Source organism: Pseudomonas sp. FA-1 (genome assembly GCF_056856075.1).
Genome location: NZ_JBWXTH010000009.1, coordinates 112,171 through 133,726 on the forward strand (window position 1 = coordinate 112,171; position 21,556 = coordinate 133,726).

Annotated in this window: 20 protein-coding genes; 7 read left to right on the forward strand and 13 right to left on the reverse strand. The window is 65.0% G+C overall.

Features of this window, described 5'->3' with window-relative positions; all coding sequences use genetic code 11:
- Positions 1–13 precede the first annotated feature (13 nt).
- A complete protein-coding gene (arfB, locus tag AC1MHZ_RS17035) occupies positions 14–427 on the reverse strand; it encodes an alternative ribosome rescue aminoacyl-tRNA hydrolase ArfB (protein WP_084857871.1) in 414 nt (137 codons plus the stop codon).
- 164 nt (positions 428–591) lie between these two features.
- Here arfB and AC1MHZ_RS17040 point away from each other — a divergent pair, with 164 nt between their 5' ends.
- Together AC1MHZ_RS17040 and AC1MHZ_RS17045 are read left to right on the forward strand one after the other, a co-directional pair.
- Positions 592–1,554: a bifunctional GNAT family N-acetyltransferase/nucleoside diphosphate kinase regulator gene (locus AC1MHZ_RS17040; RefSeq protein WP_324816452.1), complete on the forward strand. Its 963-nt coding sequence runs from the start codon at positions 592–594 to the stop codon at positions 1,552–1,554.
- Between the two features lie 125 nt (positions 1,555–1,679).
- The gene (locus AC1MHZ_RS17045; RefSeq protein ID WP_482966735.1) at positions 1,680–2,327 is read left to right on the forward strand and encodes a hypothetical protein; all 648 of its coding nucleotides are present in this window, start codon (positions 1,680–1,682) and stop codon (positions 2,325–2,327) included.
- 85 nt (positions 2,328–2,412) lie between these two features.
- Here AC1MHZ_RS17045 and AC1MHZ_RS17050 read toward each other — a convergent pair whose 3' ends face one another.
- A complete protein-coding gene (locus AC1MHZ_RS17050; protein ID WP_084857874.1) occupies positions 2,413–2,886 on the reverse strand; it encodes a nuclear transport factor 2 family protein in 474 nt (157 codons plus the stop codon).
- Between the two features lie 262 nt (positions 2,887–3,148).
- On the opposite strand from AC1MHZ_RS17050, the gene AC1MHZ_RS17055 reads away from it, so the two are divergent.
- From AC1MHZ_RS17055 to AC1MHZ_RS17070, 4 genes are all read left to right on the forward strand, one after another.
- A complete protein-coding gene (locus tag AC1MHZ_RS17055; protein WP_324816450.1) occupies positions 3,149–3,955 on the forward strand; it encodes an ABC transporter substrate-binding protein in 807 nt (268 codons plus the stop codon).
- 71 nt (positions 3,956–4,026) lie between these two features.
- Complete coding sequence (locus AC1MHZ_RS17060) at positions 4,027–4,743, forward strand: amino acid ABC transporter permease (RefSeq protein WP_084857876.1); 717 nt, start codon at positions 4,027–4,029, stop codon at positions 4,741–4,743.
- A 3-nt stretch (positions 4,744–4,746) separates the two neighbouring features.
- Positions 4,747–5,442, forward strand: a complete 696-nt coding sequence (locus AC1MHZ_RS17065; RefSeq protein WP_084857877.1) for an amino acid ABC transporter permease — start codon at positions 4,747–4,749, stop codon at positions 5,440–5,442.
- A gap of 216 nt (positions 5,443–5,658) precedes the next feature.
- Positions 5,659–6,318, forward strand: a complete 660-nt coding sequence (locus AC1MHZ_RS17070; protein ID WP_482966681.1) for a cupin domain-containing protein — start codon at positions 5,659–5,661, stop codon at positions 6,316–6,318.
- A gap of 110 nt (positions 6,319–6,428) precedes the next feature.
- Here AC1MHZ_RS17070 and hemB read toward each other — a convergent pair whose 3' ends face one another.
- The 6 genes from hemB to AC1MHZ_RS17100 form a co-directional block, all read right to left on the reverse strand.
- The gene (hemB, locus tag AC1MHZ_RS17075) at positions 6,429–7,400 is read right to left on the reverse strand and encodes a porphobilinogen synthase (protein ID WP_084857879.1); all 972 of its coding nucleotides are present in this window, start codon (positions 7,398–7,400) and stop codon (positions 6,429–6,431) included.
- Between the two features lie 159 nt (positions 7,401–7,559).
- Positions 7,560–8,264 (reverse strand): NAD(P)H-dependent oxidoreductase, encoded by a 705-nt coding sequence (locus AC1MHZ_RS17080; protein ID WP_084857880.1) that lies wholly within the window; start codon positions 8,262–8,264, stop codon positions 7,560–7,562.
- Entirely contained in the window at positions 8,261–9,907 is a 1,647-nt protein-coding gene (locus tag AC1MHZ_RS17085; RefSeq protein ID WP_482966682.1) for an ABC transporter ATP-binding protein, read from the reverse strand. The genes AC1MHZ_RS17080 and AC1MHZ_RS17085 overlap by 4 nt, the downstream gene beginning before the upstream one ends.
- 2 nt (positions 9,908–9,909) lie before the next feature.
- On the reverse strand, positions 9,910–10,737 hold the full coding sequence (locus AC1MHZ_RS17090; RefSeq protein WP_172403028.1) for an ABC transporter permease: 828 nt from the start codon (positions 10,735–10,737) through the stop codon (positions 9,910–9,912).
- Positions 10,738–10,740: 3 nt separating this feature from the next.
- Positions 10,741–11,700: an ABC transporter permease gene (locus AC1MHZ_RS17095; protein ID WP_172403029.1), complete on the reverse strand. Its 960-nt coding sequence runs from the start codon at positions 11,698–11,700 to the stop codon at positions 10,741–10,743.
- 30 nt (positions 11,701–11,730) lie between these two features.
- On the reverse strand, positions 11,731–13,329 hold the full coding sequence (locus AC1MHZ_RS17100) for an ABC transporter substrate-binding protein (RefSeq protein WP_482966683.1): 1,599 nt from the start codon (positions 13,327–13,329) through the stop codon (positions 11,731–11,733).
- Positions 13,330–13,490: 161 nt separating this feature from the next.
- On the opposite strand from AC1MHZ_RS17100, the gene AC1MHZ_RS17105 reads away from it, so the two are divergent.
- Entirely contained in the window at positions 13,491–13,931 is a 441-nt protein-coding gene (locus AC1MHZ_RS17105; RefSeq protein WP_084857883.1) for an RrF2 family transcriptional regulator, read from the forward strand.
- A gap of 111 nt (positions 13,932–14,042) precedes the next feature.
- Here the strand turns inward: AC1MHZ_RS17105 and AC1MHZ_RS17110 are convergent, their stop codons facing one another.
- From AC1MHZ_RS17110 to AC1MHZ_RS17130, 5 genes are read right to left on the reverse strand one after another with little or no spacing between them, the layout of a single operon-like run.
- Positions 14,043–15,458 carry an aldehyde dehydrogenase family protein gene (locus AC1MHZ_RS17110; protein WP_368828965.1) on the reverse strand — a complete coding sequence of 472 codons (1,416 nt, stop codon included), beginning with the start codon at positions 15,456–15,458 and terminating at the stop codon, positions 14,043–14,045.
- Positions 15,451–16,641, reverse strand: a complete 1,191-nt coding sequence (locus AC1MHZ_RS17115) for a pyridoxal phosphate-dependent aminotransferase (RefSeq protein WP_482966684.1) — start codon at positions 16,639–16,641, stop codon at positions 15,451–15,453. Before AC1MHZ_RS17115 ends, AC1MHZ_RS17110 begins: the two co-directional genes overlap by 8 nt.
- Before the next feature lie 12 nt (positions 16,642–16,653).
- The gene (locus AC1MHZ_RS17120) at positions 16,654–18,261 is read right to left on the reverse strand and encodes a 5-guanidino-2-oxopentanoate decarboxylase (RefSeq protein WP_368828967.1); all 1,608 of its coding nucleotides are present in this window, start codon (positions 18,259–18,261) and stop codon (positions 16,654–16,656) included.
- Entirely contained in the window at positions 18,261–20,372 is a 2,112-nt protein-coding gene (locus AC1MHZ_RS17125) for an acetate--CoA ligase family protein (protein ID WP_482966685.1), read from the reverse strand. The genes AC1MHZ_RS17120 and AC1MHZ_RS17125 overlap by 1 nt, the downstream gene beginning before the upstream one ends.
- An 18-nt stretch (positions 20,373–20,390) precedes the next feature.
- Positions 20,391–21,551, reverse strand: a complete 1,161-nt coding sequence (locus AC1MHZ_RS17130) for an acyl-CoA dehydrogenase family protein (RefSeq protein ID WP_084857888.1) — start codon at positions 21,549–21,551, stop codon at positions 20,391–20,393.
- Positions 21,552–21,556 lie beyond the last annotated feature (5 nt).

Sequence of the window (21,556 nt, forward strand, 5' to 3'; positions counted from 1 at the left end):
TCCCCCTCCACCATTAAAAATCCACCTTTCCGCGACCCGCCTTGACCTCACTCCGCCTGGCCTTTCCTTCGAGGCGTCGTGTCTTGGACCCAAGGGTCGGCTTGGTGGGACGGCGTTTCTTCTCGGTCTTGCCGGCAGCGATGATCAACTCGGCAAGACGTGCCAACGCGTCTGCGCGGTTCTGCTCCTGGGTGCGGTATTGCTGGGCTTTGATAATCAACACGCCATCGCCGGTGATGCGACTGTCACGCAACGCCAGCAGCCGCTCTTTGTAAAACTCAGGCAGCGACGATGCCAGGATATCGAAGCGCAGATGCACGGCGCTGGACACCTTGTTGACGTTCTGTCCGCCCGCGCCTTGTGCGCGGATGTATGTCAGTTCGATGTCGGCATCCGGCAGATGCACGCTATTGGAGATGGTCAGCATGACATGGCCCTTTTGATTTCCCCCATTATCACAGCCTCCACGACTCTCCCATAGCACACCGCAGCCTTCCGTTTACAGTGTATGTGGCCACGCTGCTCGGGCGCGGCATTGTTGGGCATTACTCACGTTATGTCGTAAGGTAGCCGGTTGCCGAAAGAACCGTCATGGCCCTAGCCATGAAGGGCTTTCATCCTTTACAAGCGAAAGTGGTGAAGATGAACAAGCCTTTCATTTCGCTGTGCCCTGAAATCACTCGGGCACACGCGCTGATGCTGATGGATTGGTTGCAGGATGAGCGAGTCACCTGTTTTCTGAGCGATTCGCGTCACGTCTCCCGCTCCATCGAGCAAGCCATCGATCGGACGCAATTGCCGATCCTGACCCACCTGTTCAACCGTGGCGGCCGATTCTTCATCGCCTATGACCGGCATGACGCCCCGGTGGGTTTTGTCCGCCTCGTCAAGACCGGTTCGGATTGCGAGATCGTGCTGGCCATCGGAGACCGCAAAAAATGGGGCCGGCGGCTTGGTCTGCGCACGATCCGCGAAGGCATGAAACTGGCCTTCTTCGACATGCGCGCGGCGAAACTGATCGCCAAGATCCACCCTGACAACACGCGTTCGTTGCAAGCCTTCCTGCGCAGCGGCTTCGTGCTGGAGAGCGAAACGCCGACATTGAAGTCGTTTTCCATGACGCTGGCACGCTATCGCCAGTTATTGCGCGACGGTGTCGTCAGCGATTGCTCTGGGATCTACATCACTGAAATCGACAAAGCCAGGCTCGAGCGCTTGATTGCGCTTGAGCAAGGCCCGGCCGTTGTCGACCTCGAACATGAACTCGAGCGGGCCATTGTCGTCAAGCCGCAGAAGGTGGCGAGTACCGTTGTCACGATGAACTCCAGGGTCTTGCTGCAGCTGGACGATGAAGAGATCGAGGTCGCCTTGGTCTACCCTGAAGACGCGGACAGCGGCGCGGGGAAGCATTCCGTGTGTTCCGACATTGGTGCGGCCATTCTGGGCTACCAGGAGGGGGACGCCATCGACTGGCGAATTTCTGAACGCAATCGCCGGATCGAGATCAGGAAAGTGCTTTACCAACCGGAGACTGCGGGACATTTTCACCTGTAGCCACACGCTGGCTACAGTGCGATACACGATGGGCCTTGCTCGACACATCCCAGATAAACGCCATTGGCACCATGGCTCCACCACGCGGCGGCATCCCGCTCGCCGCATTCCCTCCGGAGCCTGCCATGAACCGAACCGCTGACACCGCCAAGCTGCATGGTTGGCGCCTGTTTTCCATGTTGTCCGTGCTGGTGCTCATCGCCGCCGCACTGGCCCTATGGGCCCAGCCGCAATGGGTGGATGCCCTGCGTAGCGCCATCAGGGTCACCGCGCGCACGTCCTTTGCCCTGTTCCTGGCGACGTTTCTCGCCTCGTCGATGGCAGCCCTGGTGCCCAGCCCATTGACCCGAGGTCTGCTGCGGGAGCGACGCTTCTTAGGGCTGGCATTCGCGTTCTCCCATGCCGTGCATGCGGTGCTGATCATCCTGTACGCGAACGGGTTTCCCGAATCGTTCTGGCATGGGCGCAGCGCCGTCACGAATATTCCAGGTTCGATCGGCTATGTGTTCATCCTTTTGTTGACAGTCACCTCCTTCCCCGCCGTGGCCAAGTTGCTCGGTGCCCGTTTATGGAAGGCGCTGCACAGCACGGGGACCTGGGTGATCGCCGGAGTGTTCCTGCTGTCCTTTTACAAGCGCGTGCCCATGGGGTCTTGGTATCCACTGGCGTTCGCGCTGATGTTCAGCGCGATCTCCTTCAAACTGACCGCCAAATGGGCCTTGCGTCTACGCCGCAACGCTCGCGCAGGAACAGAGCGAACCACAGTGGCTTGAGCGATGGAGATGCGGCTCGGGCGGCTCGAGATGCAGGTCCTGCTCTCCCCTGCTTTCTGGCGATTCCCGGCCCGGCGGGGTCGATTCAAAGCCCGAGCTCACTCAACCCAGGGTGATCGTCCGGTCGCCGCCCTAACGGCCAATGGTACTTGCGCTCGCTTTCGGCGATCGGCAGGTCATTGATACTGGAGAACCGCCGCTGCATCAGCCCGTTCGCGGCGAACTCCCAGTTTTCGTTGCCGTACGAGCGGAACCAGTTACCCGAATCGTCGTGCCATTCGTACGCATAACGGACTGCGATACGGTTATCCGCAAACGCCCACAGCTCCTTGATCAACCGGTAGTCGAGCTCCTTGTGCCATTTGCGTTCAAGAAATGCCTGCACCTGGGCGCGGCCTTCGATGAACTCGGCGCGGTTGCGCCAATGGGTATCCTCCGTATACGCCAGCGCCACTTTGGCTGGGTCGCGTGAGTTCCAACCGTCTTCAGCGCCACGGACTTTCTGGATGGCCGTTTCCAAGGTGAACGGCGGCAAGGGTGGACGCAGTGCTTCGGTCATTTCGGTGCCCTCTGTAAATGATCTGGCGCATTAAGCTATAGCTCAAGCAAGTCGACATCGCGTCACTTTTCTATTCCAAAACAGGTCACATTAATCAACTAAACCAAGAAGTTTGGTTATAAGATAGACCCATTCATTCTTTCCTCTCCCTCCCGCTCCCCTGCCAGAATCCATCTCGCCAGCGGTCTACCACCGCCGCTCTACAACGGGCCTTTCCTATCCGCAATCGCCCGCTCTCGCCCATCCCAGGAGCTGCATATTCATGAAGAAACTCACTGCCCTCACCGCCCTCGCCCTGGTCGTCCTTTCCGGCGCGGCCCATGCCGATCGCCTGGCGGATATCAAGCAAGCCGGCGTGCTGCGTGTCGCTGCCTTCGACAGCAACCCACCGTTCGGCTTCGTCGATGCCAAGAGCAAGCAGATCGAAGGCCTCGACGTGGATTACGCCAAAGCGTTGGCCGACAAGCTCGGCGTCAAGCTCCAGGTGCTGCCAACCAACCCGGCCAACCGTGTGCCGCTGCTGACGGCGAACAAGGTCGACCTGGTGCTGGCCAACTTCACCATCACCCCGGAACGTGCACAGCAGGTGGACTTCAGCATCCCCTACTTCTCCTCAGGGCAGCAGTTCATCGTCAAGAAAGGCAGCCTGAAAAGCCCGGACGATCTGAACAAATGGCGCGTCGGCGTCGACAAGGGCACGGTCAACGAAGGGGTGCTGCGCGACAAGTTCCCCGGCGCCAAGGTCATCGCCTACGACGACACGCCGTTTGCCTTCACGGCGCTGCGCAACGGCCAGGTACAGGCCATCACCCAGGACGGCCCGAAGCTGATCGGGTTGTTGGCCAACGTGCCGGACAAGGACAAGTACGAAGTGCCGCCCTTCACCATCTCCAACGACTTGATCGGTGTCGGCATCCCCAAGGGCGAGACGGCCCTGGCCGACTTCGTCAACCAGAGCCTGCGCGACCTCGAAGCCAACGGCCAGGCACAGAAGATCTACGACACCTGGTTCGGCCCCCAGACCAAGACCCCGCTCGCGCGCCTGTACAAGATCGGCGACAAGAGCTGATCGCGCCGCTGCAACCGCGCGCCTCACGCCCGTAAGGCGCGCGACTCGTTTCGTTCGCTGGAACCCCCTCGATGTTCGGTGACCTCCTCGCCCCGCGTTACCTGCTCCTGCTGCTCGACGGTTTCTTGATCAGCCTGGGCCTTGCCCTGCTTAGTTGCGTGCTCGCCACGCTGATCGGCGCACCATTGGCCATCGCCCGCCTTGCGCGCAGGCGGCGGTGTGCCTGGCCGGCGCGTGCCTATCTGGCCGCCTTTCGCAATACCCCGCTGCTGGTGCAGTTGTTCTTCTGGTACTTCGGTGTGCCGGCGCTGTTGCCGGAAACTCTGGTGGCCTGGCTCAACACGCCGCATCAATGGCTTGGCTTGCCGTGGCCTTCGTTCGAGTTCCTCGCCGCGGCCTGGGGGCTGACGCTCTATACCGCGGCCTTCGTTGCCGAGGAAATCCGCGCCGGCATCGCCTCGGTACGCCCGCAGCAGCGAGCGGCGGGCCTGGCGCTGGGGCTGCAGCCGGCACAGGTGTGGCGGGTGGTGGTGTTGCCCCAGGCGCTGCGTACTGCGCTGCCGCCGTTGCTGGGCCAGTACATGAATGCGCTGAAGAACTCCTCCCTGGCCATGGCTATTGGCCTTGCCGAACTGTCCTACGCCTCGCGCCAGGTGGAGACCGAGACCTTCAAGACCTTCCAGGCCTTCGGCGTCGCCACCCTCCTCTACATCGGTGCGATCGCGCTCATCGAAGCCCTGGGCCAAGCCCTGCAGCACAGCCGCCGCTACCGTCAGGGAGGGGCGTGAGCCATGGACTTCTCGGTGGTTGTCGACAATCTGCAATACCTATTGATGGGCGCCTATCCCGACGGGCCGATCGGTGGCGCCGTGCTGACCGTCCTGCTGGCGTTGTTCTCTGGCCTGACCTCAGCCGTGCTGGGCCTGGGGCTGGGTATCGCCCTGGCGGTGTTGCGTGGCTGGCCACGCTGGGTATTGGTGACGGTACTGGGGTTCTTTCGCGCCATCCCGGTACTGATGCTGATCTTCTGGAGCTACTTCCTGCTGCCGATCGTGTTCAAGGTCGACGTGCCGGCGTTGGCCACGGTGGTCTGCGCATTGTCATTGATCGGCGGCGCCTACCTTGCGCACTCGGTGTACGCGGGCATCCACAGCCTGCCCGCCGGGCAATGGGCGGCGGCGAAAGCCTTGGGCCTGCGACCTTGGCAGGTACTGCGTCTGGTGATATTGCCCCAGGCGTTGCCGATCATGCTGCCGTCGTTCCTCAATCAATGGGTCTCGTTGATCAAGGACACCTCGCTGGCCTACGTGATCGGGGTGGGCGAGCTGTCGTTCGTGGCGACCCAGGTGAGCAACCGGGTGATGGTGCATCCCACGGAAATCTACCTGTTCGTTGCCCTGCTCTACTTTCTGTTCTGCTCCATGCTCGACCTGTTTGCCGGGTCGCTCGCCAAGTCTCGTAGCCCGGGGCAGCCAAAGATGCACTGACGTTATTCTTGCCATGACCTGCAAGGCTTCAACGACGTCCACCCGATCGGTCGCGTTGGTACATCAGAGGATGTCGCTGACGTGATAACCTTCTTGCTTCCAAGGCCTGCTGGGTCACCGGCGCGATCAGGGACGTGGACGGCGGCGTGATGGCCGGTGGCAACTGAGTCGCGGCAATCGATCATGAAGGGGCCGGCCCAAAGCTGGATTACGCAGATGCTCGTCAACGAAGACTTCTCCCGCCGCGCCACCGTTTCACCCGATGACTACCAATGGGTGCCCTCGCCGCAACAGGGCGTCGAGCGGGTGATGCTCGACCGGCTCGGCGGCGAGCGGGCCCGGGCGACCAGTATCGTGCGTTACGCCCCCGGCTCGTGCTTCCCGCCCCATGGCCACCCTGGAGGCGAAGAGGTGCTGGTCCTATCCGGCACCTTTTCCGAAGGCGATGTGCACTACCCTGCCGGCTACTACCTGCGTAACCCGCCAGGTTCGGCCCACCAACCTTCCAGCGCCGAAGGCGCGATCATCTTCGTCAAGCTCTGGCAGATGCAGCCGGATGAAAGAACGCCCGTGCGAACCGACACCCGAGACGCCGCCAATTGGCAAATGCAAGGCGGCCGAGAAGTCTGCCCCTTGTTTGCCAACGACACCGAGCGCGTGAGTTTGCAACGCCTGCGGCCAGGCGCACCGTTGTTCGATGGAGGGGTGGCAAGCGCCGAATGGCTGGTCGTCTCCGGCCGGCTGGAAACCGCTGACGGGGCATTTGACCAAGGCAGCTGGATGCGCCTGCCGCAAGGCGTGTACCCGGACATGTTGGCCGGGGAACGCGGCGCCGTCGTGTATCTCAAGACCGGGCATCTGCCCCCGATACGCTGAGTGCGGCCAATCCGCCGCTATCTCAGTACGATGGCGCCGATACAGGCGCTTGTCCGGCAACGCGCTGCTCGCGATGTGCACCGCGCCAGCGGTGCTGCATTATGCACCCATCAGATCCCGTCGCGGGCCAGGTCCATCGCGAAGTAGGTCAGGATCAGGTCGGCGCCGGCACGCTTGATCGAGCCGATGCTCTCGCGCACCACCCGTGCCTCGTCGATGGCGCCGGCCAGGCCACCGAACTTGATCATCGCGTACTCGCCACTGACCTGGTACGCCGCCAGCGGCAGGCGCGAGGCGGCGCGGATGTCGGCGATCACGTCGAGGTAGGCGCCGGCTGGCTTGACCATCAGCACATCGGCCCCTTCCTGCTCGTCGAGCAGCGACTCGCGCACGGCTTCGCGGCGGTTCATCGGGTTCATCTGGTAGCTCTTGCGGTCGCCCTTGAGGGCGGTGCCGCCGGCTTCGCGGAACGGGCCGTAGAGCGAAGAGGCGAACTTGGTCGAGTAGGCCATGATCGCCGTGTCATGGAAGCCTGCACCGTCCAGGGCGCTGCGGATGGCCTGGACCTGGCCGTCCATCGCCGCCGACGGGGCAATGAAGTCGGCACCGGCGGCAGCGGCCACCACGGCCTGCTTGCCCAGGTTGGCCAGGGTGGCGTCGTTGTCCACGCCATGGTCGTGCAGCACGCCGCAATGGCCGTGGCTGGTGTACTCGCAGAAGCAGGTGTCGGACATCACCACCATTTCCGGCACGGTGTCCTTGCAGATACGCGCCATGCGCGCCACCAGGCCGTTTTCGTTCCAGGTGTCGCTACCGGTCGCGTCCAGGTTGTGCGAGACGCCGAAGGTCATCACCGACTTGATGCCGGCGCGGGCGTAGCGCTCGATTTCGCTGGCGAGCCTCTTCTCGGGGATGCGATTGACCCCGGGCATGCTGGTGATGGGCACGAAATCGTCGATGCCTTCTTCGACGAAGATCGGCAGGATCAGGTCGTCGAGGCGGAATTCGGTCTCTTGGAACAGGTTGCGCAACGACGGGTTCTGGCGCAGGCGACGTGGGCGGACGATGGGGAAGTTCGACATTGGAGCTCCAGACAAGTTTTGCTACCCGCCACCATAAGTCGTAGGGCCGCCACTGACCAGTCTTGACGTGAAGAATAAGTGTTGCGCCTCGGGCAACAAACCCGGGCGGGCGCGGTCTGGCGCCCGTTCCGGTGTCTGCTGAGCGACAATCGGTCGCAATCACCTGGGCAGTGGGTACAGCGCCTCGTCGAACTGCGACAGCTTGGGGAATTCCAGTGGCAGGTCGTCCGAGAGGTGGGTCAGGCGTTGCTGGTAGTCGTGCAGGAAGCTTTTGCGCGCCTCATCGCTGATGTACGGCACATGCCAGGCCACGAACGGCGGCAGCACCTCGAAGCCGACATAGGCCAGGGTGCCGCGCAGGATCGGCCGCAGCATGTCCTCCAGTGGCCCATGGATCGCGCCCTCGCCGAACATGTGCTCGCGTCCGCCCAGGGTCACGGTCACCAGTGCCTTCTTGCCCACCAACCCGCCCTGGTCGTAGAAGCGCTTGCCGCCGTAGCACACGCCGGAGACGAGTACGCGGTCGATCCAGCCCTTGAGCATGGCCGGGGTGGAGAACCAGAAGATCGGGAAGTTGAGTACCAGCAGGTCGGCCCACAGCAGCTTGTCCAGCTCGGCCTGGATATCCGCGGCGATGGAGCCGCTCTTGACCCCCAGGCGCTGCTCCAGGGCATACACCAGGTAGTCAGGGTTCTCACGCGTGCCGAAATCCTCGGCGCTGGCCACCGGGTTCCAGCCCATGGCGTACAGGTCGCTGACCTGCACCTGGTGCCCCTGGGCCGTGAAGGTCTCGACCGCCTGGTCGCGCAGGGCGGCGGTGAAGGATTTCGGCTCGGGGTGAGCGTGGACGATCAGTACGTTCATGAAGGTTGTCCTTGCACAGTTTGCAGGTTGGATTGCCCGGCCCGGCGGGCCAGCAGGCGGTTGAGCCAGTCGGGGTCCATTTCCGGTTCGGAGGAAAACAGCAGCCCGGTGTAGTCGTGGTACGGCGGCGCGAAGATGGCTTCTCGGCTGCCATGGTCGACCACTCGCCCGCGCTGCATCACCATCACTTCATCGGCGATGGCGCGTACCGTGGCCACGTCGTGGGTGATGAACAGGTAGGAAACGCCCAACTGGCGTTGAATACGGTCAAGCAGCTTGAGGACGCCCTCGGCCACCAGTTGGTCCAGGGCCGAGGTGACTTCGTCGCAGATGATCAGCTCAGGCTCGGCGGCCAGCGCCCGAGCGATGCAGATGCGCTGCTTCTGGCCGCCGGAAAGTTCGCGAGGCTGGCGGTGCATGTACTTGCCCGGGTCGAGTTCTATCATCTCCAGCAACTCGGCCACACGTTGATGCAGCGCCTTGCCCTTGAGCCCCAGGTAGAGGGTCAGCGGTCGACCGATGATATCGACGATACGCTGGCGTGGGTTCAGTGCGGTATCGGGGATCTGGTAGATCATCTGGATCCGCCGCAACTGCTCCTTGCTGCGCTGACGATAGTCCGCCGGCAGTGCCTCGCCGTCGTACAGCACCTGGCCGCTGCTGGCCGGCAACAGGCCTGTGATCAAGCGTGCGGTAGTGCTCTTGCCGCTGCCGGACTCGCCGATCACCGCCAGGGTCTGGCCACGGTGCAGCGTGAGCGAGACATCGTGCAGCACCGGCTGGGCGCCATAGCTGGCATTGGCCCGGCGGACTTCCAGCAAGGGCCGGGCGTGGGCCGGGCACGGCTTGACCTCGGTATGGAAGCTGCGCACGGCCCACAGCGACCGGGTGTAGTCCTGGCGCGGGCTTTCCAGCATGGTGCGGGTATGGGCCTCCTCCACCAGGCTGCCATGGCGCAGCACCATGATGCGATCGGCGATCTGCGCCACCAGCGCCAGGTCATGACTGATGTACAAGGCCGCGCTGCCGTAGGTGCGTATCGCATCGCGAATGGCGGTCAGTACTTCGATCTGGGTGGTGACGTCCAGAGCGGTGGTCGGCTCGTCGAAGACGATCAAATCTGGATGGCACGCCATGGCCATGGCGGTCATCACCCGCTGCAACTGGCCACCGGAAACCTGGTGCGGGTAGCGTTGGCCGATGCGTTCCGGATCCGGCAGGCGCAGTATCCGGTACAGCTCCACCGCCTCGGCCTCGGCGCGGACACGGTCGATGCCGCCGTTCTTCACGGCGGTCTCGATGTGCTGGTCGATCAGCCGATGGGCCGGGTTGAACGAGGCAGCGGCGCTTTGCGCTACATAGGCAATGCGAAGGCCGCGCAGGCGGCGCAAAGTCTCGGACGCAGCGCCCACCAACTCTTGGCCGTCGAAACGCACCGAGCCGCCGCTGATGCGGCAACCGTCACGCACATAGCCCATGGCCGCCAGGCCCAGGGTCGACTTGCCCGCCCCCGACTCGCCGATCAGCCCCAGCACCTCGCCTCGCGCGAGGGTCAGGTCGATGCCCTTGATCAACGGGTGCCAGGCGTCGTCATGGTGTCCGTCGATGCGCAGGTTCCGTATTTCCAGCAACGGTGTATTCATGCTCAGCACTCCTTCAGGCCACTGGAAGTATGCAGTACCCAGTCCACGACGAAATTCACGCTGACGGTGATCAGCGCCACGGCCAGCGCCGGCAGCAACGGGCTGAGTTCACCGAAGGTGATCAGCACCGCATTGTCGCGCACCATGCTGCCCCAGTCGGCGGTCGGTGGCTGAATGCCAAGGCCCAGGAACGACAAGGCACTGATGAACAGGAATACGAAACAGAAGCGCAGGCCGAACTCGGCGATCAAGGGGGCTGCGGCATTGGGCAGCACCTCGCGGCTGACCAGCCACCACAACCCTTCCCCACGCAGGCGCGCGGCCTCGACGAAGTCCTGCACCACCACGTTCATCGCCACCGCCCGTGCCAGGCGGAACACCCGGGTGGCATCGAGCAGCGCGATCACCAGCACCAGCGAAGTCGCAGTGGTGCCGACCACGCTGAGGATCAACAAGGCGAAGATCAACTGCGGGATGGCCATCAAGATATCCACCAGGCGCGATAACCCCTGGTCGACCAAGCCGCCCTTGACCGCCGCCATCAGGCCGCAGAAACCGCCCACCGCGAAGGCCAGTGCGGTGGTCAGGAAGGCGATGCCCAGGGTGTTGCGCGCACCGTAGATCAGGCGGCTGAACATGTCACGGCCCAGGTTGTCGGTGCCCAGCAAGAACTGCCCGCCCCAGGGCGCGAAACCCTCGCCGACCACTTCGGTCTCGCCGAACGGCGCCAACACCGGTGCGAACAGCGCCACCAGCACGTAGAGCAGGATCACCAGTACACCGAACTTGGCGCTCAACGGCGCACGTTGCAATTGCTTGAACAAGCTCATCGGCTACCCCTTGGGATGCATCAGGCGCGGATTGCTGGCGATCGACAGCACATCGGCAGTGGTATTGAGCAGGACGTAGGTGGCGGCGAAGATCAGGCTGCAGGCCTGCACCACGGGGATGTCGCGCTTGGCGACCGAGTCCACCAGCAGTTGGCCAAGCCCCGGGTAGACGAACACCACTTCGACCACCACAACGCCGACCACCAGGTAGGCCAGGTTCAGCGCCACTACGTTGATGATCGGAGCCAAAGCGTTGGGCAAGGCATGGCGGAAGATGATCCGCCCCGGCGAAATGCCCTTGAGCCGGGCCATTTCAATGTAGGGACTGGCCAGCAGGTTCACCAACGAGGCGCGGGTCATGCGCATCATCTGCGCGATCACCACCAAGGCCAGCGTCAGCACCGGTAGCAACGAACGCTGCAGAACCTCGCCCAAGGAGGCGTCCGGTGGCAGAATCGAGATGCTCGGCAGCCAGCCCAGGCTCACCGCGAACAGCAAGATCAAAATGTAGGCCACGAAGAACTCGGGAAACGAAACAGCGGTCAGGGCACTGGTGTTGAGCAACCGGTCGAACCAACTGTTGCGGTACAGCGCCGCGAGCATACCCAGCAGCAACGCCAGGGGCACTGATACCAATGCGGCCAGCAACGCCAGGCTGAAGGTGTTGCCCAGGCGCGCGCCGATCAGTTCGGCGATAGGCCGCTGGTTCGCCAGGGACACCCCCAGGTCGCCGTGCAGCAATTGCCAGGCCCAGTGGCCGAAGCGGCTCGGCGCTGGCATGTCCAGGCCCAGCTGGGCCCTCAGCGCGGCCACGGTTTCAGGGGTGGCGGACTGGCCGAGCATGGCCTGGGCGACATCGCCGGGCAGCATGCCGACGGCCAGGAAGACGATGACCGAAACCGCCAGCAGCGACAGCAGCCCCAAGGCCAGACGCCGTGCAAGCAATGAACCAAGGCTATTCATCATTGAGCTTCTCCAGGAACAACCAAAGGGTCACGCCAACCACCAGCGCTCGATCAAGCGCAGGCCGTCCAGCTCGCCATAGGGTGCGGTGACGCCGCCATGGGTGACTCGGCGCGAACGCGCCGCCACGGAGCTGGCGAACAAGGGCACGATGGCCCCGCCATCATCGCGGCACAGGCTCTGCATTTCGTCGTACATCTCCTGGCGCAACGGTGCGTTCATCTCTCCCCGGGCGGCGGCCAGCAACTGGTTGAAGCGGGCATTGTCCCAATGCGTCTCGTTCCAGGCCGCGCCCTTGGCGTAGCCGATGCTGAACATGCGGTCGGCGGTCAAGCTGCTGTACCAGAACGAGGTGGTGAAGGGCTGTTTCATCCACACGTTGGTGAAAAAACCATCGACCGGCTCGCGTACGACCTCGATGTCGATACCGGCACGCCGTGCCTGCTCCTTGAACAACACCGAGGCATCGACCGCGCCGGTGTAGGCAGCTTCCGACGCCTGCAAGCGTACCTTGAGCCCGTCCATGCCGGCCTGGCGCAGGTGAAAGCGCGCCTTGTCCGGGTCGTAGCTGCGCTGTTCCAGGGCGGCGTTGATGAAGCGGCTGCCGGGCTGGATCGGATGGTCATTGCCGATCTGGCCGTAGCCATGCAGCACCGAAGCCAGCAGGGCCTTGCGATCGATGGCGTACTTGAGCGCCAGGCGCACGTCGTTGTTGCGAAACTGAGGGCTGTCGCAAAGCATGGGAAAGGTGTAGTGCTGCGCGCCCTTGGTTTCCTCGATGACCAGCTGCGGGCTGCGCTTGAGCAGCGCCACGATCTTGAGGTCGACCTTGTTGATCACGTCCACCTGGCCGGTGACCAGGGCGTTGACCCGCGCCGTACCATCGGAGATGGCCAGCAACTGCGCGCCAGCGAAGTGTGCTCGGCCGGGTTTCCAGTAGTCCGGGTTGCGCTCCAGGTCCATACGCACCCCCGGCTCGAAGCGCTTGAGGCGATAACCACCCGTGCCGATGCTATGGCGCCAGTCGGCCACGCCGTCCTTGGCCGGCATGATCACCAGGTGGTAGTCGGCGACTACATAGGCAAAGTCGGCGTTACCCGCGTGCAGCTCGAATACGACCGTATCATTGCCCTGAGCGCGCACCTGGGCTACGTCGCCCAGCACGGCCTTGGCCGCCGAGGTGGACTTCTCGCCCAGGTGGTGCTGGATCGAGGCGACCACGTCCTGGGCATCGAGGGTCTTGCCGTCGTGAAAGGTGACGCCCTGGCGCAGGAAGAAGGTCCAGACCCTGGCATCGGGGCTGGACTCCCAGCGTTCTGCCAGTTCAGGGATCGCCGTGCCATCCACGCCGATCTCGCTGAGGGTGTTATACACCGCCGAGAAGCCGACAAAGGTGAAGGTGTCGCTCCACGAGCCAGGGTCGCCAGAGTCGGTGCTGCTGCCGCCGGCCAGCCCTAAGCTCAGGATACCGCCGGCCTTGGGTGTGGCCTGCCCGGCCCAGCTCGGCAACGGCAGGCCCAGAGAGAAGGCGCCGGCGACGGTCGCAGCGGCCCCGTACTTGAGAAAATCCCGACGCGGCAGGCCAGCTTCGGGTATCGCTTGAGTGATCTTGTTCTTGTTATCGCTCATGGCATCGCCTTTTTGAACCGCTAAGAGAAAGGTCGCGCACTTCGATGACTCATAATTGTAATTGTCATCGTGATAAATACATTAGACTCTATGCCGTGCCTCTGCCAAGTGGATTTTCACAGGGGTGTAGACTTCGATTTTCGACCCAGGAACCTTCGCCGATGAGCCAGTCGACGCGTCTGATCACCGCCTCCTATATCCTCTCGTTCGTGGCCGCCAACGCCCCGCAGAAGCTTCGCACCGACACCATCTCCAAGTGGGTCAAGGTTCACCCTGCACGGGTGCGCAGCCTGGCCTCGCAGCTGGTCAAGGCCAATATCCTCAAATCCTGGCGCGGCGCCCATGGCGGCCTGACCCTGGCGCGCCCACCCAGCGAGATCACCCTGCGCGATGTGTATGACGCCGTGCAGGAGAGTTCATTGATTGCCGAGAAGATCGACAACCCGTTCTCCGGGATGGAAGACCACTGCAAGGTGTATGAAGTGTTCACCCGGCTGTTCGCCATGCTCGAGGCGAACATGCGCCTGGACCTGGGATCGATCACCGCAGACCAGTTGTTCGTGGCGTTCGACAGGCCGGTGGACGATGCGGCCGCAGGATGAACCCGGTTCGCCGACGATTGGCGCGGCCCTGCCATCGCGGTTGCATGGCAAGGGCCGCGCCGTGGATCGCGGAGCAAGCGCAGGGTTGTGCAAGATCATGGCCCTGCTCGTTCAGAGCTGCACCGCCTTGACCTCGACGAACTCGCCCAGCCCCTCCTCGCCCCATTCCCGGCCATTGCCGGATTGCTTGTACCCGCCAAACGGCGCCCGGTAGTTGAACCCGGCCCCGTTGACGAAGCACTGCCCGGCGCGCATCTGTCGCGCCAGGTCCAGGCCGCGCTCGCGGCTACCGGCCCAGACCGCGCTGGACAGGCCGAACGGCGAATCGTTGGCCATTTCGACTGCCTCGGCCTCGTCGGCATAAGGGATCAGGCACAGCACCGGCCCGAAGATTTCCTCCTGGGCGATGCGCATGCGGTTGTCGACGTCGGCGAACAACGTAGGCGCCACATAGTAGCCCCGCTCGAAGCCCGTGGCGGTGTCGCCGCCGCACAGCAGCCGCGCGCCCTCCTCCTGGCCCAGGCGAATATAGTCCAGCACGGTGCGCCGCTGCCCGGCCGAGCACATGGGGCCGAGGAAGCTGCGTGGGTTTCGCGGGTCGCCCATGGCCAGCGCCTGGGTTTGCGCCACCGCGATTTCCAGGGCCTGCGCATAGCGCTCGGCCGGCAGCAGCATGCGGGTGAGCGCCGTGCAGGTCTGCCCCGAGTTGATCATCACGTCCTGCACGCCATGGCGCACGGCCGCTTCCAGGTCGGCATCGGCGGTGATCAACAGCGGCGACTTGCCGCCCAGCTCCAGGCACACGCGCTTGACCGTCGGCGCGGCGGCCTGGGAGACCCGTACTCCGGCACCGGTGGAGCCGGTGAACGACACCATGTCCACCTGCGGGTGCCGAGCCAGGGCCTCGCCCACCTTCGCCCCCGGCCCGCTGACCAGGTTGAACACGCCCGCAGGCAGGCCGATGGCGTCGATCATCTCGGCCAGCAGGAAGGCGTGCAAGGGTGTCTCCTGACTGGGCTTGACCACCACCGTGCAGCCGGCGGCCAAGGCCGGGGCCAACTTGCCGATCATCTGGTGCAGCGGGTAGTTCCAGGGGTTGATGAAGGCGCACACCCCCACCGCCTCGCGGTACACCAGCGAATTGCCGACCTCGCGCACCTCGTCCATCAGCCCGGCCAGCTCACTGTACTGCTCCAGGCCTTCGATGGGGCCGTCGACCTGGACCATCTGGCACCACTGCACCGGCATGCCCAGCTCGGCGGTGATCACATCGGCCATTTCCCCGGCCTTGGCCTTCAGTTGCCCGGCCAGGGCACGAATGTACCCGGCCCGCACACTGGAGGGCGTGCGCGACCAGGCGCCGAACGCACGCCGGGCGGCAGTCACCGCCCGATCTACATCCTGCTCGTTGCCCAGCGGGACACGGCCGATGGCAGCCTCGCTGGCCGGGTCGATGACCTCGGCCATGCCCTGCCCGCTCGGCAATTGCCAGGCGCCGTCGATATACAGCCGCGGGTACTCACGCATGGGCCTGCTCCTGCATCAGGGCCCGCGCACAACGGGCTATGCGCCGGCAGGCGTCGTCCAGCGCCTCGGCGCCGAGCACCAGGCCCAGGCGGATATGCCCGGCAGCGCTAGGCCCGAAGGCCTCCCCTGCCAGCACCGAGACGCCTTCACGGTCCAGCAGGCGGTCGGCGAAGGCCTGGGCGCTCAGGCCGGTTTCACGGATATCGACCATCACGAACATCCCGCCATCGGGCTTGAGCGCCTTGATGCCCGGGCAGCCGGCCAGGCGCTCGCAGACCAGGTCGCGTCGCTGACGATAGGCGTTGCGCATCGCCTCGAGCTCCGCCAACGGCTGCTCCAAGGCCACCACCGCGGCATCCTGGATGAAGTCGGGCGAGCCGTAGAGCATGCACAGGGCGAGGTTCTCCAGATGGCCGGCCAGCTCGGCCGAACCCACCACCCAACCGACTCGCCAGCCGGTCATGGCATGGGACTTGGACAGGCTGTTCAGTGTCGCGGTGCGCTCGGCCATGCCCGGCAGGCTGCCGGGGCTGATGTGCTCGCCGTCGTACAGCAGCTCGCTGTAGACCTCGTCGGAAATCAGCCACAGGTCATGGGCGATGCACAGCTCGGCCAGGGCCTCCCAGGTAGCGCGTGGCAGGCTCGCCCCCGAAGGGTTGTGCGGGCTGTTCAGGGCCAGGGCACGGGTACGGGGGGTGATGCGTGCCGCCACATCCGCGGGGCATACGCGAAAACCGTTCTCCGGCTTGACCGGTACCGGCACCACGGTAGCCCCACAGGCGCCGAACACGGCTTCGTAGGTGACGTACATCGGCTCGGCGACGATCACCTCGTCGCCCGGTTCCAGCACGCACTGGGCCACGCAGAACAGCGCGCACTGGGCGCCGGCCAACACGGTGACCTGGTCGGCATCCACCTTCTGGCCGCTGCGTTGCTGGTGGCGACGGGCGATGGCCTGGCGCAGGGCCAGCTTGCCGCGTACGTCCGAATAATGGGTGTGGCCGTTGCGCAGGCTGTCGATAGCTGCCTCGACGATGGGTGCCGGTGTGTCGAAATCGGGGTCGCCCACCGACAGCAACAGGATGTCCCTGCCCTCGGCCTGCATCGCCAGGGCGCGGTAGTGAATGTCCCAGGCGGCGGCACCGTCGCCGGCGATGCGTTGGGTCAGCTTGGAAAAGCGCATGGCAATCCTCCGTCAATGGGCACAGGCGTGCTTGAGTTCGACCAGGGTCACACCGTTGCGGGCAAAGCCCGCCTGCAGCGCCCGTTGCAGCTCGTCGAGGCTGCGCGGTTGCGCCACGGTGCAGCCGAACGCCCGGCCGAGCGCGGCGAAGTCCGGGTTGCGCGGCAACACGCCGATGGGTTCGATGTCCAGGCCGAGCATGTCGTCGCGGATCTGGCCCAGGGCGTCGTTGTTCCACAACAGCACCACCAGCGGGCGGTCCAGCTCCTCGACCGCGGTGGCCAGCTCCTGCGCGGTATAGAGGAAGCCGCCATCGCCCACCAGCACCAGGCCCGGACGGTCATCGCTGGCGAACATGCCGCCGATACCCGCTGGCAGGCCATAGCCGAGGGTGCCGTAGCCGGTGGGGTGCAGCCAGCTGCGTGGGGCGCGGCTGGTGAAGGCATAGTTGCCGGTGTAGGCCAGCTGGGTCATGTCGCTGCTGATGAAGGCGTTTTCCGGCAGCACGGCGGCTATACGGTCGAGGATCGCCTGGTGGATGCCTTGCAGCGGGCCATGGCCTGCGCGGATCGCCTGACGCAAGTTGGCCACCGCCTCGATGGCGGCGCCGGCGTCGCGCTGGATGTGCGGCAAGTGTTCCAGCAGGCCGGCGAGGGTCTGCCGGGCATCGCCATGCAAGGCCAGGGCACAGGGGTAGAAGTCATTGAACTTGCGCGGGTCGATGTCCACCCGCAACAGTTCGCCACGAAGCGGCAGGCGCTCACGCCAGAAATCGGTGTCGGCCATTTCCGTGCCCACCGCCAGCACCACGTCGGCTTCGCCGATCAGTTGCCAGCCAGCTTCCACGCACAGGCTGGCACCGGCATTCAAAGGCGACTCCGGCGGCAACAGGCCCTTGCCGGCCACGCTGGTGAACACCGGCGCCGCCAGGCGCTCGCTGAGCTGGCGCAGTTCGTCGGCCGCCTGCAAGGCGCCGCCACCGGCGATGATCATCGGCCGCTTGGCGGTGGCGAGCTTCAAGGCCGCCTGGTCCAGGCTGTCGCGATCGGGCAGGCCTCGCCCGGGGCGGCGCACCACCTCGGCGCTCCAGTCCCGAGCGACCGGGGCCGCCAGCACGTCCAGCGGCACGGAGATGTGCACCGGGCGTGGGCGCTCGCTGTCGAACACAGCCCAGGCGCGGGCGATCAGCTCTGGCAGGTCTTCGGCGCACAGGGCCACGGCGGAGAACGCGGTGATCGGCGCGGTCATGGCGCGCTGGTCCTGGGTCTCGTGCAGGCAACCCCAACCTTTGCCCAGGCTTGCGGTGTGGTTGACGCTGGAGATCACCAGCATCGGGATGGAGTCGGCGTAGGCCTGGCCGATGGCGGTGGCCGCGTTGGTCACGCCGGGGCCGGTGATGACGAAACACACGCCCGGCTTGCCGCTGACCCGGGCATAGCCGTCGGCCATGAAGCCGGCGCCCTGCTCGTGGCGGGTCAGCACATGGCGGATGCCACTGCCCGGCAGCCCACGATACAACTCCAGGGTATGCACCCCGGGGATGCCGAACACGGTATCGACGCCATAGTTGCCCAGCAGCCGCACCAAGGCCTGGCCGGCGGTCATGGAGGGTTCACGCATTATCGTTCTCCTTGCGGCTGGCCGAGGCGGATCAGCGCATCGACCGCGGTGGTGCCCTGGGCACCGACCATCAATGGGTTCACGTCCAACTCCAGCAAGCGGCCTGCATTCTCGCAGGCGTAGTCGGCCACGGCGCGGATCGCCGCCACCAAGGCGTCCAGATCGGCCGCCGGGCGCCCCCGGAAGCCTTGCAACAGGCCGGCGCTACGCAGGCCCAGCACGGCATTACGGATGGCACCGTCGGTGGTGGGCAACAACAGGTTGACGCTGTCCTTGAGCAGCTCGACCAGCACCCCGCCGGCGCCGATCACCAGGGCCAGGGCGAAGTCGTTCTCGCGCTTGATGCCAACGATCAGTTCGGCCAGTGGCGCCTCGGCCATGGGCTCGAGCAGCACCTGGTCGAACAGCACATTCGGCGCGTAGGCCGCAATACGCTCGCGCATCTGCTCGAGCGCTGCCGCCAGGGCGTTGGCATCACGCAGATTGAGCGCCACGGCGCCGGCTTCGGTCTTGTGCGGCAACTGCGCACTGACTGCCTTGAGCACCAGGGGGAAGCCCACCCCGACGGCATCCGTGACAGCCTGCCCGGGCGTGCTCAGCACACCGGCTGGTACCGGCAGGCCGAACGCACGCAGCGCCTGCTTGGATTGCCACTCGTCGAGCACGTTCGCCTGGCCATCCAGCGCCTGAGGGCACAGCGGCACCAAGGCCGACTCGCCCAGTGCCAGCAAGCGCGGGCGGTTACGTTGGTAGGCGACGATCCGCCCCCAGGCCGCCAGACCGTCCTCCACGCCTTGCAAGGCGGCGATGCCATGGGCGTGCAGGCGCTCGCGGGCATAGGCCGGCAGCAGCTCCGGGAAGGCCGAGGTGACGAAGCCGACCTTGCCGTGGCGCGCCAGGGCGTCGCAGTAAAGCCCCAACAGCAGGTCGCACTCCTTGCGCTCGCCGGTGAACTGCGCCGGGTAGTCCAGCACCAACATGGCTGCGTCGGCATCGCCGCGCAGGGCACTGTCGAGCATGCGCTCGAGCGCGGCGGCATCGCCCCAGATCGCCGTGGTGAAATCCAGTGGGTTGACCAGGTTGGCGTAGGCCGGAAGCACCTGGGCCAGTTCATCCACCTGCCCGGGTTCGAGCTTGGGCAAGGTCAGGTGATTGCGTTCGGCATAGTCGGCGATCAGCCCGGCGTCGCCACCGGAACATGCCAAGGCGATCAGGCGGCCATCCTTGGGCAGTTGCCCGCAGGCAGCGGCCTTGAGGGTTTCGACGAAGCTCACCGGGCCGCTCACACGGATCACGCCCAGGCGCTGGAACAGGCTGTCGTACAGCGCGTCGGAGCCCGACAGCGAACTGGTGTGGCTCAGCGCCAGTTCCGCGCCGATCTGCGAGACACCTGTCTTCAAGGCAATGACCGGGATGCCGCGCTCCAGAGCCTTGTGCGCGGCGCGGGCAAAGCCGGGCACGTTCTTCAGGCCTTCCAGGTGCAGGCCGATGGCCGTGACCCGTGGGTCGTCCAGCAGCACGTCCATCAGCTCGGCCACGCCCAGCTGTGCCTGGTTGCCGACCGAGGCCATGTAGGCCACCGGCAGCGAGCGGTCGCTCATCGACAGGTTGTAGGCGAAGTTGCCGCTCTGGGTCAGGATCGCTACGCCCCTCTCCACCTGCTTGCCGCCGTGGGCGACCGGCCACAAGGCAGCGCCATGCAGGTAGTCGAGCAGGCCGTAGCAGTTGGGGCCAAGCAAGGCCATGGAGCCGGCGGCCTCGAGCAGGCGCTGTTGCAACAGACGCCCTTGCTCGCCGCTCTCGGCGAAACCCGAGGCGTAGCAGATGGCACCGCCGGCACCACGATCGGCCAGGGCCTGGACGCATTGCAGGGTCAGGTCCTTGTTGGTGGCGATGAACACGGCGTCCGGTGCACACGGCAGGTCGGCGACGCTCGCCACGCATGGCACGCCGTCCAGGCTTTCGTGCTGCGGGTTGACCAGCCACATCTGGCCGGCGAAGCCACCTTCGGCGCAGCGCTTGAGCGCCCGTGCCATGCTGCGGCCGCCGACGAAGGCCAGGTGCCTGGGTGCCAATAGGCGCTTGAGGTTGTCACGAATCGAATGCGACATGGGGGTTCTCCAGGCCGATCAGCGCAGCAAGGGGCGCAGCAGTTCGCGGGAAATGATGTGCCGCTGGATCTCCGAGGTGCCCTCCCAGATCCGCTCGATGCGCGCGTTGCGCCAGATGCGTTCCACCGGCCCTTCATCCATCAGGCCCATGCCGCCGAAGATCTGCACCGCCTCGTCGGCGACCTTGCCCAGCACTTCGCTGGCGAACAGCTTGGCCATGCCGGCCTCACCGTCGGTCATGCTGCCCTGGTCCATCTTCCAGGCGGTGTGCAGGGTCAGCAGCTCCGCGGCGCGGATCTGCGTGGCCATGTCGGCGAGCTTGAACGACACCCCCTGGTAGCTGCCGATCGCCTGGCCGAACTGCTTGCGGTCGGCCGACCACTGCAGCGACAGGTCCAAGGCACGCTGTGCCTGGCCGACGCAGTTGGCGGCGACCATCACCCGGCCGGCGGTGAGCCAGGCGTTGGCCACTTCCCAGCCCTTGTCCACTTCGCCCAGCACCTTGCTGGCCGGCACGCGGCAGTCGTCGAAGAACAGCTCGTAGGTGTGGTAGCCCCGGTTGCTCACGCACTTGGGCCCACGGCGCACGGTCATGCCAGGGGTACCGCGGTCGACCAGGAAGGCGGTCACGGCGTTGCGCTTGCGCCCGTTGTGCTCGTAGGTGTCGGTGACGGCGAAGACGATGGCGAAGTCGGCATGGCCGGCATGGCTGATGAAGTGCTTGCTGCCGTTGATCACGAAGTCATCACCGTCGCGCACGGCGCGGGTCTTGATGGCGTTGGCGTCGGAGCCGGCGCCTGGCTCGGTGAGGGCGAAGCAGTCGATCTTCTCGCCTTGCACGCACGGCAGCAGGTAGTCGTTGATCTGCTCGTCCTTACAGGCCATGAGGATCTTCGAGGGGCGTGCGACAAAGACATGCAGGGCCCAGGACACCTTGGACAGCTCGCGTTCGATCAGCGCCTGGGACAGGTAGTCCAGGCCACCACCGCCGACCTCCTCAGGCATGTTGAAGGCGTAGAAGCCGGCGGCGATCGCCTTGCCGCGGATCTGCGCGGCAAGCTCGGGTGACACGGCATCGGCGCGGTCCACCTCTTCCTCGTAGGGCAGCAGCTCCTTGTTAACGAAGCTGCGTACCGCTTCCACCAACATTTCTTGTTCTTGGGTCAGTTGGAAATTCATCTGGA

Coding starts and splice junctions, on each gene's coding strand:
- AC1MHZ_RS17065 (WP_084857877.1), top strand. CDS start 4,747: ATGGACTTCTCGGTGGTTGTCGACAATCTGCAATACCTATTGATGGGC.
- AC1MHZ_RS17095 (WP_172403029.1), bottom strand. CDS start 11,700: ATGAATAGCCTTGGTTCATTGCTTGCACGGCGTCTGGCCTTGGGGCTG.
- AC1MHZ_RS17070 (WP_482966681.1), top strand. CDS start 5,659: ATGCTCGTCAACGAAGACTTCTCCCGCCGCGCCACCGTTTCACCCGAT.
- AC1MHZ_RS17100 (WP_482966683.1), bottom strand. CDS start 13,329: ATGAGCGATAACAAGAACAAGATCACTCAAGCGATACCCGAAGCTGGC.
- AC1MHZ_RS17055 (WP_324816450.1), top strand. CDS start 3,149: ATGAAGAAACTCACTGCCCTCACCGCCCTCGCCCTGGTCGTCCTTTCC.
- AC1MHZ_RS17120 (WP_368828967.1), bottom strand. CDS start 18,261: ATGCGTGAACCCTCCATGACCGCCGGCCAGGCCTTGGTGCGGCTGCTG.
- hemB (WP_084857879.1), bottom strand. CDS start 7,400: ATGTCGAACTTCCCCATCGTCCGCCCACGTCGCCTGCGCCAGAACCCG.
- AC1MHZ_RS17085 (WP_482966682.1), bottom strand. CDS start 9,907: ATGAATACACCGTTGCTGGAAATACGGAACCTGCGCATCGACGGACAC.
- AC1MHZ_RS17050 (WP_084857874.1), bottom strand. CDS start 2,886: ATGACCGAAGCACTGCGTCCACCCTTGCCGCCGTTCACCTTGGAAACG.
- AC1MHZ_RS17045 (WP_482966735.1), top strand. CDS start 1,680: ATGAACCGAACCGCTGACACCGCCAAGCTGCATGGTTGGCGCCTGTTT.
- AC1MHZ_RS17080 (WP_084857880.1), bottom strand. CDS start 8,264: ATGAACGTACTGATCGTCCACGCTCACCCCGAGCCGAAATCCTTCACC.
- AC1MHZ_RS17115 (WP_482966684.1), bottom strand. CDS start 16,641: ATGCGCTTTTCCAAGCTGACCCAACGCATCGCCGGCGACGGTGCCGCC.
- arfB (WP_084857871.1), bottom strand. CDS start 427: ATGCTGACCATCTCCAATAGCGTGCATCTGCCGGATGCCGACATCGAA.
- AC1MHZ_RS17125 (WP_482966685.1), bottom strand. CDS start 20,372: ATGTCGCATTCGATTCGTGACAACCTCAAGCGCCTATTGGCACCCAGG.
- AC1MHZ_RS17130 (WP_084857888.1), bottom strand. CDS start 21,551: ATGAATTTCCAACTGACCCAAGAACAAGAAATGTTGGTGGAAGCGGTA.
- AC1MHZ_RS17090 (WP_172403028.1), bottom strand. CDS start 10,737: ATGAGCTTGTTCAAGCAATTGCAACGTGCGCCGTTGAGCGCCAAGTTC.
- AC1MHZ_RS17105 (WP_084857883.1), top strand. CDS start 13,491: ATGAGCCAGTCGACGCGTCTGATCACCGCCTCCTATATCCTCTCGTTC.
- AC1MHZ_RS17060 (WP_084857876.1), top strand. CDS start 4,027: ATGTTCGGTGACCTCCTCGCCCCGCGTTACCTGCTCCTGCTGCTCGAC.
- AC1MHZ_RS17110 (WP_368828965.1), bottom strand. CDS start 15,458: ATGCGTGAGTACCCGCGGCTGTATATCGACGGCGCCTGGCAATTGCCG.
- AC1MHZ_RS17040 (WP_324816452.1), top strand. CDS start 592: ATGGCCCTAGCCATGAAGGGCTTTCATCCTTTACAAGCGAAAGTGGTG.